Raw genomic sequence first — 13,037 nt, 5'->3', positions numbered from 1 at the left:
CATCCTTCGCGAGCCTGTAGTTGGCGCGAAGAAGTGCGAGTAGCAAGCACGGTAACAACAGGCTCGCGGGGGTGGGTGGGTCCGGGGACGTCAGGCCATGGCGCGACGACCGGTGAAGGCCCGGCCCAGGGTCAGCTCGTCGGCAAACTCCAGGTCACCGCCCATCGGCAGCCCGGACGCCAGGCGGGTAACGCTCAACCCCGGGATGTCGCGCAGCATCCGGACCAGGTAGGTGGCGGTCGCCTCACCCTCGGTGTTGGGGTCGGTGGCGATGATCACCTCGCTGACGTCGACCCCGTCGACCCGCTCCCCGACCCGATTCAGCAGCTCGCGCACCCGCAATTGCTCCGGGCCGATCCCCGACAGCGGATCCAACGCGCCGCCGAGCACGTGGTAGCGGCCGTGGAACTCCCTGGTGCGCTCGATGGCGGCGACGTCCTTGGGCTCCTCCACGACGCAGATCTGGGCGAAGTCGCGGCGGGAGTCCCCGCAGATCCGGCAGCGCTGCGCATCCGAGACGTTGCCGCACACCTCGCAGAACCGCACCCCGTCGCGAACCTTCGTCAACACCGCGGTGAGCCGGTCGATCTCGGAGGGCTCCACCGACAGCAGGTGAAAGGCGATCCGCTGGGCGCTCTTCGGTCCGATACCCGGCAGCTTGCCCAGCTCATCGATGAGGTCCTGGACCGGACCCTCAAACACCTAGGCCCCCGGCATGCCGAGCGCGTTGCCCATGCCACCGGCGAGCGGGGAGAGCCGCTCCTGGGCCAGGGTGTGCGCCTTCTTCGACGCGTCGGCGAGCGCTCCCACCAGCAGGTCTTGCAGGGTCTCGATGTCGTCGGGGTCGACGACCTTCGGGTCGATCTGCACGCCGAGCACCTCACCGCTGCCATTGGAGGTGACCTTGACCAGGCCGCCGCCGGCTTCGCCGTGCACCTCGGTGGCGGCCAGCTCCTGCTGCGCGGCCAGCAGTCGCTGCTGCATCTGTTGGGCCTGGGCCAGCAACGCCGACATGTCGGGCGGGCCTCCTGGTTGCATGACACTCCCCTTGCGTTGTCGTGTGTGGTCTCGACTCGGTTGCGGCTTGGTTTCAGCTGGAGACCCGGTGCGTGTGAGATTCCCAGCGTAGTCGGCGCCGGCCTACGGTGGCGGCGTGCGCGTATCAGTTCTCTGGCGTGTCGGTGTCGCGATCACCACCGGCCTGGTGGTGGCCGCCGCACTGCCGAGCGCCCCGTTGTCATCGGCCGCCCCCGGCAGCATCGCCGGGATGATCGTGTTCCTCGATCCCGGGCACAGTGGCGCCGGCGACCCCGCCGCGCTGTCACGTCAGGTGCCCAACGGTCGAGGCGGCACCAAGAACTGCCAGACCAGCGGCACCGCGACCGACTCCGGTTATCCCGAGCACAGCTTCGCCTGGGACACCACCCTGCGGATCCGCCAGGCCCTCAACTCGGCGGGGGTCCGCACGGCGATGTCGCGGGGCGACGACAACGGGCCGGCACCGTGCGTCGACGCCCGCGCCGCGATGGCCAATGCGCTGCATCCCAGTGCCATCGTGTCCATCCACGCCGACGGCGGCCCGGCCGCCGGCCGCGGGTTCCACGTCAACTACTCGGCGCCGCCGCTCAATCCGGCACAGGAGGGCCCGGCGGTCCGATTCGCCCACGTGATGCGCGGCCAGTTGCAGGCCGCGGGCATTCCGCCGGCCACCTACATCGGCAACGACGGCTTGAAGGGACGCGCCGATCTGGCCGGGCTGAACCTGGCCGAATACCCGTCGATCCTGGTCGAGCTGGGCAATATGAAGAATCCCGCCGACGCGGCCCTGATGGAGAGTCCGGCCGGCCGACAGCGCTACGCCGATGCCGTCGCCCGCGGTGTCGCCGGATTCCTGAGCAGCCAGGCTTCGACACCGTAGACCCGGCCGCGTCGGGTGCATGGTAGGCGATCCGCCGCTAGCGTGGGAGGTGATGTCCGTTCGGCCGGCTGACGCACCGACATCCCACACACGCGGGGTGCGACGACTGCTGGACAGCTACCGGGCGATTCCCCCCACCGCATCGGTCCGGCTGGCCAAAGCCACCTCGAATCTGTTCCGGGCGCGCACCAAACGTGATGCGCCGGGCTTGGACACCTCGGGCCTGACGGGTGTCATCGGCATCGATCTGGAGAACCGCACCGCCGACGTCGAAGGCATGTGCACCTACGAAGACCTGGTCGCCGCCACCCTGCCGTATGGGTTTGCGCCGCTGGTGGTTCCGCAGCTCAAGACGATCACGCTCGGCGGCGCGGTGTCCGGACTGGGAATCGAGTCGGCGTCGTTCCGCAACGGCCTGCCGCATGAATCGGTGCTGGAGATGGACGTTCTCACCGGCGCTGGAGAGCTGCTGACGATTTCGCGGGACCGGCATGAGGACCTGTTCCGGGCGTTTCCGAATTCCTACGGCACGCTGGGGTATTCGACACGACTGCGGATCGAGCTGGAGGCGGTCAAGCCGTTCGTGGCGTTGCGGCACATCCGGTTCGATTCCCTGGGTGATCTGGTCGCGACGATGGACCGGATCATCGACACCGGTGGGCTCGACGGCGTTGCGGTGGACTACCTCGACGGTGTGGTGTTCTCCCCCGCCGAGAGCTATCTGTGCGTCGGCATCGAGACCGACACCCCGGGCCCCGTCAGTGACTACACCGGCCAGCACGTCTACTACCGCTCCATCCAGCACGCCCAGGGGATCAAAGACGACCGGCTGACCATCCACGACTACCTGTGGCGCTGGGACACCGACTGGTTCTGGTGCTCACGAGCTTTCGGGGCGCAGAACCCGCTGGTGCGGCGCTGGTGGCCGCGGCGCTACCGGCGGAGCAGTTTCTACTGGAAGCTGATCGGCTACGACCAGCGGTTCTCCATCGCCGACCGGATCGAGAAACGCCACGGCCGGCCGCCGCGCGAACGGGTGGTGCAGGACATCGAGGTGCCGCTGAAGCGCTGCGAGGAATTCTTGGACTGGTTCTTCGCCCATGTGCCGATCGAGCCGGTGTGGCTGTGCCCGCTGCGGCTGCGCCACGGCGAGGACTGGCCGCTGTACCCGATCCGGCCCAACCACACCTACGTCAACGTCGGGTTCTGGTCCTCGGTCCCGGCCGGTGCCACCGAGGGGGCCACCAACCGGCTGATCGAGGCCAAGGTGAGCGAACTCGAGGGCCACAAGTCGCTGTACTCCGACGCCTACTACACCCCCGCGGAGTTTGACGCGCTCTACGGCGGTGAAACCTATCGCGCGGTCAAAAAGACCTACGACCCCGACTCGCGGCTGCTGGACCTCTACGACAAGGCGGTACGACGACGATGACCACCTACAAAGAACAGGCGCGCACCGGCAGGCTCAGTCTGGCGGAGGTGCTGGAGACCCTGGCCACCGACGGCCACCTGCCGCTGCGCTTCACCGCCTACGACGGCAGCAGCACCGGGCCCGACGACGCCCCCCTGGGCCTGGACCTGCTGACACCGCGCGGCACCACCTATCTGGCCACCGCTCCGGGTGATCTGGGCATGGCCCGCGCCTACGTCGCCGGGGATCTGGAGGCGCACGGCGTGCACCCCGGGGACCCGTACCTACTGCTCAAGGCGCTCGCCGACGAGCTGCACTTCAAGCGGCCGTCGCCGCGGGTGCTGGCCAACATCGTCCGCTCGATCGGTATCGAGCACCTGGTGCCGATAGCGCCGCCGCCGCAGGAGGCCCGTCCGCGCTGGCGGCGCGTGGCAGAAGGGTTGCGGCACAGTAAGTCCCGGGATGCCGAGGCCATCCACCATCACTACGACGTCTCCAACGCGTTCTACGAGTGGGTGCTCGGGCCGTCGATGACCTATACCTGCGCGGTCTACCCGAGCCCGGACGCGACACTGGAGCAGGCCCAGGAGAACAAGTACCGGTTGGTCTTCGACAAGCTGCAGCTGCGTCCTGGCGACCTGCTGCTCGATGTGGGGTGCGGCTGGGGCGGCATGGTGCGTTACGCGGCGCGGCACGGGGTGCGCGCCATCGGCGCGACGCTCTCCGCCGAGCAGGCCCGATGGGCGCAGCGCGCGATCGCCGAGGACGGCCTGACCGATCTGGCCGAGGTACGCCACTGCGACTACCGCGACGTCGGGGAGTCCGAGTTCGACGCCGTCTCCTCGATCGGGATGACGGAGCACATCGGTGTCGCCAACTACCCCGAGTACTTCGGTTTCCTCAAGTCCAAGCTGCGCACCGGCGGGCTGCTGCTCAATCACTGCATCACCCGGCGGGACAACACCTCGAACCCGACCGCGGGCGACTTCATCGACCGCTACGTGTTCCCCGACGGCGAGCTGGCCGGGTCGGGACGCATCATCAGTGAGATCCAGGACGCCGGCATGGAGGTGTTGCATTCCGAGAACATCCGGCACCACTACGAGCTGACGCTGCGAGACTGGTGCGCCAATCTGGTGGCGCACTGGGACGAGGCCGTCGCCGAGGTCGGGCTGGCCACCGCCAAGGTGTGGGGGCTGTACATGGCCGGTTCCCGGCTGGGTTTCGAGCACAACGCGATTCAGTTGCATCACGTGCTGGCTGCCAAGCTGAGCGACCACGGCGGCGACGGCGGTCTGCCGCTGCGGCCGTGGTGGCGACCCTGACCCCCTGACCGCTAGCGCCGGGCGAATGACGGCGCCCGCTCCGGGCGCACCCCGACGCCGACCAGGTAGGCCGGAATGGCGGCGAGCCAGGGCAGTTTGGCGACGACGGCGCCGAAAGCCGCCGGCGGGCTGAGGTTTTTACCACGCAGGATCGGAGTCAGACCGCGGTGCAGCACCCGCTGAACCGACTGGGTGACGACGGTGGGCAGCATCCGGCGCCGTTGCACGGCCGCCAGATCACGCTCGGTCACCCGCCCTCGGCGCAGCGGCTCGGCCAGGATGGTCGCGGCGGCCACCGCGTCCTGCACCGCCAGGTTGATGCCGACGCCGCCCACCGGCGACATCGCGTGTGCGGCGTCGCCGATGCACAGTAATCCGTCGACGCTCCAGCGCCGCAGCCGATTCACCCGCACATCAAGGTGTTTGACGTCGTCCAGGCTGCGCAGTGCCTGGACCGAATCGGCGACCTCCGGAACGAATTCGATGACCTCGCGCCGAAACGCGTCGATGCCGCGTGCCCGCAGCGCCGCGTCGCCGCCCTTCAGCCCGAGGTAGGCGACCTGGAAGTAGCCCTGCCGCGGGATCATGATCGCAGCGCGGCCCGGCCCCAGTCGCGGCAGCAGCGTCGGCGCGGCGTCGCCGTCGTTGGGCAGGCGGAACCACCACACGTCGAAGTCCACCGGAAACTCGCGTGAAGTCAGGCCGGCTTCTTGCCGGGCGATCGACCACCGGCCATCGCAGGCCACCGTGAGGCCGGCGCGAAGTTCGCCGGGGCCATCGGGGCCCTGATAGCGCACCCCGACGACCCGGCCGTTCTCGTGCAGCAGGCCGGTGACCTCCGTCTGCATCCGCAGCGTGAAAGTCGGCTCTGTCTGGGCGGATTCGGCGAGTAGGTTGAGCAGATCCCACTGCGGCACCATCGCGATGTAGGGGTGCGGCTGACCCCGCAGCCGCCCGAAGTCGACCACCGTGACGCCACGCCCGGCCACGTCGAGGCTGACCTGGTGGATCTCGCTGTGCGACAGCTTTGTGAAACGGTCCCACAGTCCGAGCTCGTCGAGCAGTCGCAGCGTGGTGGGATGCACGGTGTCGCCGCGGAAGTCGCGGAGGAAGTCGGCGTGCTTCTCCAGCAGCGTCACCTCGACACCGGCGCGGGCCAGCAGCAGCGCCAGCACCATTCCGGCCGGGCCGCCGCCGATGACGGCGCAACCGGTGGACTCCGTCATCGCTCAGTCCCCGCCGATGCGGCGGGCACCCAGCTCGCTCTGCAACAGCTCCAGGGCCGCCTCTTCGGGGTCACGGCGCGGTGCCGGGTCGGAGCGTTCGGCCTCCGCCTCGGCCAGCATGGCCTCCTCGTCGGCTTGCCGTTCCACGTCCGCGGGGATCGGGGCGGGCGCGGCGGGCGACGGGGTCTCGGGCACCGGCGCCCCGGCCTCACAGCGCACCCGCCAGTTCACCCCGAGGGCGTCCTTGAGCGCCTCGACGATGACGTCGGCGTTGCGCTGTTCGCACAGCCGCTTGGCCAGCGGCGCCGACTCGTGGGTCAGCACCAGGGTGCTGCCGTCCACGGCACGCACGGTTGCCCCCGCCAGCATCACCTCGGTGGTGCGGCTGCGCTGACGGACCTTGTCGCGCACCGTCGTCCACATCGCGCGCACGGCGGCGACGTCGGGTTCTCCCGGGGCCGCCGCGGCGGGAGCCGGCGGTGGCGCGGCGGGTTCCGGCGCCGGCGGAGCGGGCTCGGGCTCAGGTGGCGCAGCGGGCTCGGGTTCGGGCTCGGAAGCGGCCTGACGCTCGGGTGCCGCCCCTGGCACCACCTCGGGTACCGGCGCGGGCTGCGGCACCGGCGCGGGCGGCGGCTCGGGCGCGGGCTGCGGCGTGCCGGCCGGCTCGGCGGCCCGGGAGCGGCGGGTGAACTGCTTGCTGGGCGCCCCGGTGTCGGCTGCCGGCCGTGCGGCCGCGCCCGGGATCGACATGTCCAGCCGGCTCTCGATGCGCTCTATGCGCTGCAGCAGCGCGGCTTCGGTGTCGGCGGCCGAGGGCAGCAGCAGCCGGGCGCACACCACCTCCAGCAGCAGCCGCGGAGCCGTCGCGCCGCGCATCTCGCCGAGCCCGGCGTGCACCACCTCGGCGTAGCGGGCCAGGGTGGCCGAGCCGAGGCGGGCGGCCTGCTCTTGCATCCGTTCCAGGATGTCCTCCGGCGCATCGACCACGCCCTTGGCCACCGCGTCGGGGACCGCCTGCAGCACGATCAGGTCGCGGAACCGCTCCAGCAGGTCGATGGCGAACCGGCGTGGGTCATGGCCGGCATCAACGACGGCTTCGACGGCTCCGAATACCGACGCGGCATCTCCGGCGGCCAGCGCGTCGACCGCGTCGTCGATCAGGGCGACGTCGGTGGCGCCCAGCAGGCCCAGCGCCCGCTGGTAGTGGACGTGGCTGATGTCGGAGCTGCCGGGCATCGGCTCCGAGCCGGCCAGCAACTGATCGAGCACCGACAGGGTGTCGCGTGGCGAGCCGCCGCCGGCGCGGATCACCAGCGGGTAGACCGCGTCGTCGACGACGACGTGCTCCTGCTCGCAGATCCGCCCGATCAGCTCACGCATGGTCCGCGGCGCCAGCAGCCGGAACGGGTAGTGGTGGGTGCGCGACCGGATGGTCGGCAGCACCTTCTCCGGCTCGGTGGTGGCGAACACGAAGATCAGGTGATCGGGCGGCTCCTCGACGATCTTGAGCAGCGCGTTGAATCCCGCGGTGGTCACCATGTGCGCTTCGTCGATGATGAAGATCCGGTAGCGCGACTGAGCCGGTGCGTAAAAGGCCCGGTCCCGCAGGTCTCGGGTGTCGTCGACCCCGCCGTGGCTGGCAGCGTCGAGTTCGACGACGTCGATGCTGCCCGGGCCGTTGGGGGCCAGTGCCACGCACGAGTCGCAGGTCCCGCAGGGCGTAGGAGTGGGGCCCTCGGCGCAGTTCAGCGAGCGGGCCAGGATGCGCGCCGACGAGGTCTTGCCGCAGCCACGCGGCCCGGAGAACAGGTAGGCGTGGTTGATCCGGCCCGCCGACAACGCGGTGCACAGTGGTTCGGTGACGTGCTCCTGCCCCACCACTTCGGCGAACGTTGCCGGCCGGTATTTGCGGTAGAGCGCCACGCCAGCAGGTTACTTGCTCGGGCCGACGACGGTGCAGGCCAGGCAGACAGCGGGCTAGAGCTTCGGGCGCAGATAGCCCAAGGTGTTGTACGCGGGGCTGAAGTCACGCCAGTTCAACGTCACGAACAACCGCCCGCCGGAGTTCTGGTCGGCCGTCTCGTACTGGAATGCGGGGCCGCTGCCGCGGACGGCTGTGACCACCCCGGCGTGCCCGTACTGGCTGACGTACCCACCGGGGCCGTAGACGACGATGTCCCCGACCTGCGGCGCATTGGCGCCACCGGCGAACGGGACCTGTTCGAAGTATTGCCCCAGGCCATTGGTGGCGAAATGCTCGTAGAGATCGAAGGCGTTGCCGCTGGGGTCTCGATTGCGCCATCCATAGCCGGCCGCCTGTATGTAGGCCTGGATGAGCGGATAACACTGGCCGTCGCCGTACATCACCGGATTCCCCAGCGCGGCGTCAGCAGCTTGGCGCCGGAAGACGTCGAGTGCATCGGCGATCGGGGCCGGCAACGGTCGGACCGCCTCGGACCCGGTGTCCACCGCCTGCACCGACGAGTGATCGACCGCCGGATCCGCCCGGCTCGGGGTGAACCCGGCGAGGACCTGGCCGCAAAGGGATATCGCCAGCACCGCAGGGCCCAGGTATCTGACCGTGATCGCCATTCCGCGGGCCTCCAGCTTTTCGACGAGCTCCCTGACGCGACTTCCCCATTTAACAGCCCGCCGGCTCGCCGAAGGCCGCCATCGGCTGGAATGGCCGCGTCAGGCCAGCATCGACTCGGCGGCGGCCAGCAGCGCGCAGGTGGCCAGGCCGTCGACGGCGTTGCGCAGGTCGTCCAGCGACGGGAACGACGGGGCGATCCGGATGTTCTTGTCCTCCGGGTCCTTGCGGTAGGGGAACGATGCACCGGCCTCGGTGACCGCGATGCCGGCGTCTTTGGCCAGCGCGACGGTGCGCCGCGCGGTGCCGGGCAGCACGTCGAGGCTGATGAAGTAGCCGCCCTTGGGGTCGGTCCACGACGCGATCTTGGCCCCAGAGCCCGAGCCGAGCCGTTCTTCGAGGATCTCGGCGGCCAGCGCGAATTTCGGCGCCAGGATCTCCTGGTGGCGGCGCATGTGCAGCCGGACCCCGTCGGCGTCGCCGAAGAACCGCAGGTGACGCAGCTGGTTGACCTTGTCCGGGCCGATCGATTTCTTGCCGGCGTACTGCAGGTACCAGGCGACGTTGCCCAGCGAGCCGCCGAAGAAGCTGACCCCGGCGCCGGCGAAGGTGATCTTCGAGGTGGAGGCGAACACGTAGGGCCGGTTCGGGTTGCCGGCGGCGGCGGCCAGGCCCAGCACGTCGACCTGGTGGGGGAACTCGGCGGTCAGGGTGTGCACCGCGTAGGCGTTGTCCCAGAACAGCCGGAAATCCGGTGCGGCGGTCTGCATCTGCACCAGCCGGCGCACCGTCTCCCAGGAGTAGGTGATGCCGGTCGGGTTGCCGAACACCGGCACCGTCCACATGCCCTTGATCGCCGGGTCGGCGGCGACCAGTTCCTCGATCATGTCGACGTCCGGGCCGTCCTCACGCATCGGGACCGAGATCATCTCGATGCCCATGGTCTCGGTGATCGCGAAGTGCCGGTCGTAGCCGGGCACCGGGCACAAGAACTTGACGCTCGGCTCCTGGCTCCAGGGCCGCGGTGAGTCGACGCCGCCGTGCATCATCGAATAGACGACGACGTCGTGCATGAACTCCAGGCTGGCGTTGTTGCCGGCGATCAGGTTGGGCACCGCGATGCCGAGCAGCTCACCGAAGATGGCCCGCAACTCGGGCAGGCCGTGCAGGCCGCCGTAGTTGCGGGTGTCAGTGCCGCCGTCGTCGCGGTAGTCCTCGGGTCCGGGCAGCGCCAGCAGGCCGTTGGCGAGGTCGAGCTGCTCGGGAGCCGGCTTACCGCGGGTGAGATCCAGGGTCAGCTTCTTTGCCTGCAGTTCGGCGTAATCGCGCTGGTAACGCTCATATTGCGCGGTCAAGTCGGCACGGTTGAGGGATTGCAGCGACACGGGTGCGCCTTTCAGCGTCGAAGGCCCGACATAAGGGGACCCCGCGCACCCGCCAGAGCCCATTGACCCTTGCTGCCTTCCGGCCCTGGGGGAGTTCACAGGATAGACGCCGCGCGGGGTCCACCGGAAAGTCTAGCGGTGGTCGCCAGCGCGGCGAAGCCGGGCGCAGCGGGCCACCGCCAATGGAAACAGTGGTCGCCAGCGCGGCGAAGCCGGGCGCAGCGGGCCACCGCCAATGGAAACAGTGGTCGCCAGCGCGGCGAAGCCGGGCGCAGCGGAGTTGGTCGTGGCCCGAAGATGACGAGCGCGCGGGCGCCGCAGGGTCTCCGCTACCATTGCCGACGGAGGATTCGCCTAGTGGCCTATGGCGCTCGCCTGGAACGCGGGTTGGGTTAATAGCCCTCGCGGGTTCAAATCCCGCATCCTCCGCACCCGATGCAGGTGCGACCGGACCGCAATACCTCGGTCCGGTCGCACCTGAATCACTACGGACGAACATAGGAGGTGGCGTGAGTCGCACCGTCGCAACGGTTTGGCACGCGTCGCTCTCGACTTTCGCCGCCCTCTTGTACTTCTTGTTCGTGCTGCCCCGCTGGTGGGAGCTGACCGGCTTCACACCGCACGTGCTGGGCACGGTGCTGCGGATCATCCTCGGGGTGCTGGTGGCGGTGGCCGCGTTGCCGGTGGCGGCCACCTTGAAGCGCAGCCGCAAGCCGGAGTACGGGACTCCGCAGCTGGCACTGACGCTGCTGACCGGTTCGATCGTCGCCCACGTGGTGGCCGGGACGCTGATCGCGGGCACCGCCGTCAGCGAGATCTGGCTGTCGCTGGACAACGCCGGGGTGTGGCTGTTCGGCATTTACGGGGCGGCTGCCGCGATCGCCCTGCTGGGGATCGGCGCGTTCTACCTGTCCTTCGTCGCCGAGATGCCCCCGCCTCCGCCCAAACCGATCAAGCCCAAGACCGAGAAGCAGCCGAAGCTATGGCGCCGGCGTGGGAAGAAGACCGTCACCGCCGAGGAGACCGAGGAATCCGAGGAGACCGAGGAGCCCGAGGACGCGGACGCCGACGTGGATGAAGCCGAGACCACCGGCGCTGACGCCGACGACCAGACCGCCGAATCCGAGACCGCAGCCGAAGAGATCCTCGAGTCGGCGGGCGAAGAGACCGCCGACTTGGCGCCGGCGGGAGCCCGCGACAAGCAGCGCCCTTCGGGCAAGCGGCGGGCGAAGAAGAGCAAGTAGGCCCGGCCCCGCCCGGCTAACCTTTGCCCTATGACCGAGAATCTCGGTGCTTTCGCCGATGCGGCCCGGGCGCGCGAAGACGAGCTGGCACGCCGGCTGGCGGCGTCGGTAGCCGCCGACAAGGAGTTCCAGGCGATCCTGCGCGAGGCCGTGCGGAACAACTCGATGTCGCGGCAGCGCCTCGATGCCCTGGAGTCCGAGATCCGGCAGGCCGCAAACACATGGCCGGGTCTGGACACCCCGGCCGGGTCCCGCCAGTTCCAGCAGTTTCTGAACGGCAAGACCCGCGAGATCCATCGGGTCGTCGCCGACGCCGCCGCGGACAGCGAGCACAGGGCGAGCCTGGTGCGGTCGCTGACCACCCGCTACCGATTCGGCGGGGACGACGGCGGGGACCCGCATATCCGGCTGGTGGACAACGAGATACCGGCCGACGTCCCCCCGCCGCACGACCCCACCATCGAGGGGCCGGGCAGCCAACCGGTGCCGGAGAAGCAGGACGGCTCGCCCTACGACCTGGGCGCCACGATCCCGGGAACCGGCATCGTCATCACCGGAGACCCCGAAACGGGTCACCCGCGACTACACATTCCCGGTCAACCGGACATCGACAATCCGTTTCCCGTCGACGACGGGTTCCGGGCGCTGCCGACCGGCACGGCGATCGGCCCGGACGGTCAGCAGTACGCCTTCTACAGCGTGCGCCCCTATGGGCCGGGCACGTCTCCGGACAACTTCATCGCCCCGGAGTCCCGGGTGCAGAATCTGGCCGACCCCGCAACGGATCTGGGCCCGCTGATGGGCACCACGATCGGCTCGGACACCAAAGTGGGCATCTCGCAGGCCAGCGGGGCCTATGACGCGGCGTCGGGAAGGATGATCATCGTCGGCAATGTCGGTCAGGACGGTCAGCGCGCGATGTGGCAGTCCGATCCCGTCCGTGCCGGTGACCCGCCCAACGCCTGGATGAACAACCTTCAGCAGGTCGGCACCTTCAACAATCTGGGTGCCGCGGACCGCGAGAATCAGATCGTGTCGCTGCCCCAGGGCGGCTACCTGTTGACCAGCGCCAGCAACGGCGGCCAGATCGTCGGTGTGACCGCCGGCAGCCCACAGGGGTTGCTACAGGCGCCGTCGCAGGACCTCACCGGGCCGGGCTTCATTCCCAGCCCGGGCAATCAGCCGGCCGTTCCCTATGGCCCGAGCATCGTCAACGTCGAGACTCTTCCGAACGGGCAGGAGCAGGTCACCATGCGGGTCAGTACCTGGCCGACCCCGGAGGGCTGGCCCGTCGGCGAGAGTGCTCCGCCGGTGCCCTACCACCCGAGGACCTACACGACGACGTTCAACATCAACCCGTAGTGGGCTAGAACGCCGTGCTTCCCGACGGCCGCAGCACGAAGCCGTGGTGACCCAGCGAGGTGTCCAGGCAGGCGACGAGTTGGTCGGCGCCCACCGCGCAGGTCACGTTGCCGTAGGAGACCTTCTGTCCGACGCCCAGGAAGGCGCCGTTGGAGAACTGGCGACCGCAGCTCGTCGATTCGCGGTTCAAGCGCAGCCCGGCCGCGCCCTGGGAGCGCACGGTGCCGATCACACATCCGTCTGGGACCGGCGCACCCGAACTCAGCGGTGCGTTGGCCATGCCGGGCATATCGCCGTCGCACATCAGCGCCTGCGACGACCCCGCCGGCGGTTCCGTGGCGTCGAATTGGCAGGCGATGTTGTAGGGGGTGGTGAAATTCACCCAGCGCCCGGGCCCCTTCGGGCCGGTGGTGATGTAGTCGTCCGCCGGGACCGCGGTGAAGTCATCCAGATTGGGGAAGCCCGCCGGTTGGGCGCCCGCCGGTGATCCCTGACCCGCCAGAAGCAGCCCGCCCGTCATGCCGGCGACGGCCAGGGCCTGGGTGACTCGACGGATGGAACCGTTCATCGGCGTCT

Annotated in this window: 12 protein-coding genes, 1 tRNA gene and 1 other RNA gene; 6 read left to right on the top strand and 8 right to left on the bottom strand. The window is 69.4% G+C overall.

The genetic code is table 11. The features are described from left to right. Positions 1-90: 90 nt before the first annotated feature. Both recR and G6N23_RS00460 read right to left on the bottom strand, forming a co-directional pair. Positions 91-702 (bottom strand): recombination mediator RecR, encoded by a 612-nt coding sequence (gene recR, locus G6N23_RS00465; RefSeq protein ID WP_085259952.1) that lies wholly within the window; start codon positions 700-702, stop codon positions 91-93. Further along, the gene (locus G6N23_RS00460) at positions 703-1,038 is read right to left on the bottom strand and encodes a YbaB/EbfC family nucleoid-associated protein (protein WP_085259953.1); all 336 of its coding nucleotides are present in this window, start codon (positions 1,036-1,038) and stop codon (positions 703-705) included. 115 nt (positions 1,039-1,153) lie between these two features. Between G6N23_RS00460 and G6N23_RS00455 the strand changes: the two genes are divergently transcribed. Genes G6N23_RS00455 through G6N23_RS00445 form a run of 3 tightly spaced genes read left to right on the top strand, consistent with a single transcriptional unit; the run spans position 1,154 to position 4,654 of the window. Beyond that, positions 1,154-1,918 carry an Rv3717 family N-acetylmuramoyl-L-alanine amidase gene (locus G6N23_RS00455; RefSeq protein WP_085259954.1) on the top strand — a complete coding sequence of 255 codons (765 nt, stop codon included), beginning with the start codon at positions 1,154-1,156 and terminating at the stop codon, positions 1,916-1,918. A 52-nt stretch (positions 1,919-1,970) separates the two neighbouring features. Next, positions 1,971-3,350: an FAD-binding oxidoreductase gene (locus G6N23_RS00450; protein WP_085260165.1), complete on the top strand. Its 1,380-nt coding sequence runs from the start codon at positions 1,971-1,973 to the stop codon at positions 3,348-3,350. Further along, positions 3,347-4,654 (top strand): class I SAM-dependent methyltransferase, encoded by a 1,308-nt coding sequence (locus G6N23_RS00445; RefSeq protein WP_085259955.1) that lies wholly within the window; start codon positions 3,347-3,349, stop codon positions 4,652-4,654. The genes G6N23_RS00450 and G6N23_RS00445 overlap by 4 nt, the downstream gene beginning before the upstream one ends. A gap of 11 nt (positions 4,655-4,665) precedes the next feature. On the opposite strand, the gene G6N23_RS00440 is transcribed toward G6N23_RS00445, so the two are convergent. The 5 genes from G6N23_RS00440 to ffs all read right to left on the bottom strand — a co-directional run bounded on the left by G6N23_RS00440 (position 4,666) and on the right by ffs (position 9,980). Further along, complete coding sequence (locus tag G6N23_RS00440) at positions 4,666-5,880, bottom strand: FAD-dependent oxidoreductase (protein ID WP_085259956.1); 1,215 nt, start codon at positions 5,878-5,880, stop codon at positions 4,666-4,668. A 3-nt stretch (positions 5,881-5,883) separates the two neighbouring features. After that, positions 5,884-7,803, bottom strand: a complete 1,920-nt coding sequence (locus tag G6N23_RS00435) for a DNA polymerase III subunits gamma/tau (RefSeq protein WP_085259957.1) — start codon at positions 7,801-7,803, stop codon at positions 5,884-5,886. 54 nt (positions 7,804-7,857) lie between these two features. Continuing rightward, positions 7,858-8,472, bottom strand: a complete 615-nt coding sequence (locus G6N23_RS00430) for a CHAP domain-containing protein (RefSeq protein WP_085259958.1) — start codon at positions 8,470-8,472, stop codon at positions 7,858-7,860. 99 nt (positions 8,473-8,571) lie between these two features. Continuing rightward, positions 8,572-9,855: an aspartate aminotransferase type Ic gene (locus tag G6N23_RS00425; RefSeq protein WP_085259959.1), complete on the bottom strand. Its 1,284-nt coding sequence runs from the start codon at positions 9,853-9,855 to the stop codon at positions 8,572-8,574. 30 nt (positions 9,856-9,885) lie between these two features. Beyond that, an RNA gene (ffs, locus tag G6N23_RS00420) (signal recognition particle sRNA small type) lies at positions 9,886-9,980 on the bottom strand. A 218-nt stretch (positions 9,981-10,198) separates the two neighbouring features. On the opposite strand from ffs, the gene G6N23_RS00415 reads away from it, so the two are divergent. From G6N23_RS00415 to G6N23_RS00405, 3 genes are all read left to right on the top strand, one after another. Next, a tRNA-Ser gene (locus G6N23_RS00415) sits at positions 10,199-10,284 on the top strand. Positions 10,285-10,364: 80 nt separating this feature from the next. Beyond that, complete coding sequence (locus tag G6N23_RS00410) at positions 10,365-11,099, top strand: lipid uptake coordinator LucA (protein ID WP_085259960.1); 735 nt, start codon at positions 10,365-10,367, stop codon at positions 11,097-11,099. Between the two features lie 30 nt (positions 11,100-11,129). Then, the gene (locus G6N23_RS00405; protein WP_095174060.1) at positions 11,130-12,461 is read left to right on the top strand and encodes a DUF4226 domain-containing protein; all 1,332 of its coding nucleotides are present in this window, start codon (positions 11,130-11,132) and stop codon (positions 12,459-12,461) included. A 4-nt stretch (positions 12,462-12,465) separates the two neighbouring features. On the opposite strand, the gene G6N23_RS00400 is transcribed toward G6N23_RS00405, so the two are convergent. After that, positions 12,466-13,029 (bottom strand): hypothetical protein, encoded by a 564-nt coding sequence (locus G6N23_RS00400; RefSeq protein ID WP_085259961.1) that lies wholly within the window; start codon positions 13,027-13,029, stop codon positions 12,466-12,468. Positions 13,030-13,037 lie beyond the last annotated feature (8 nt).

Source organism: Mycolicibacter terrae, from assembly GCF_010727125.1.
GTDB classification, from domain to species: domain Bacteria; phylum Actinomycetota; class Actinomycetes; order Mycobacteriales; family Mycobacteriaceae; genus Mycobacterium; species Mycobacterium terrae.
Note: the sequence above shows the minus strand (reverse complement) of the source record. Positions and strands in the feature narration are given on the sequence as shown.

Excerpts from the sequence above, each read along its gene's own strand:
- G6N23_RS00440 (WP_085259956.1), bottom strand. The coding sequence starts at position 5,880 with ATGACGGAGTCCACCGGTTGCGCCGTCATCGGCGGCGGCCCGGCCGGA.
- G6N23_RS00405 (WP_095174060.1), top strand. The coding sequence starts at position 11,130 with ATGACCGAGAATCTCGGTGCTTTCGCCGATGCGGCCCGGGCGCGCGAA.
- G6N23_RS00460 (WP_085259953.1), bottom strand. The coding sequence starts at position 1,038 with ATGCAACCAGGAGGCCCGCCCGACATGTCGGCGTTGCTGGCCCAGGCC.
- G6N23_RS00400 (WP_085259961.1), bottom strand. The coding sequence starts at position 13,029 with ATGAACGGTTCCATCCGTCGAGTCACCCAGGCCCTGGCCGTCGCCGGC.
- G6N23_RS00430 (WP_085259958.1), bottom strand. The coding sequence starts at position 8,472 with ATGGCGATCACGGTCAGATACCTGGGCCCTGCGGTGCTGGCGATATCC.
- G6N23_RS00450 (WP_085260165.1), top strand. The coding sequence starts at position 1,971 with ATGTCCGTTCGGCCGGCTGACGCACCGACATCCCACACACGCGGGGTG.
- G6N23_RS00445 (WP_085259955.1), top strand. The coding sequence starts at position 3,347 with ATGACCACCTACAAAGAACAGGCGCGCACCGGCAGGCTCAGTCTGGCG.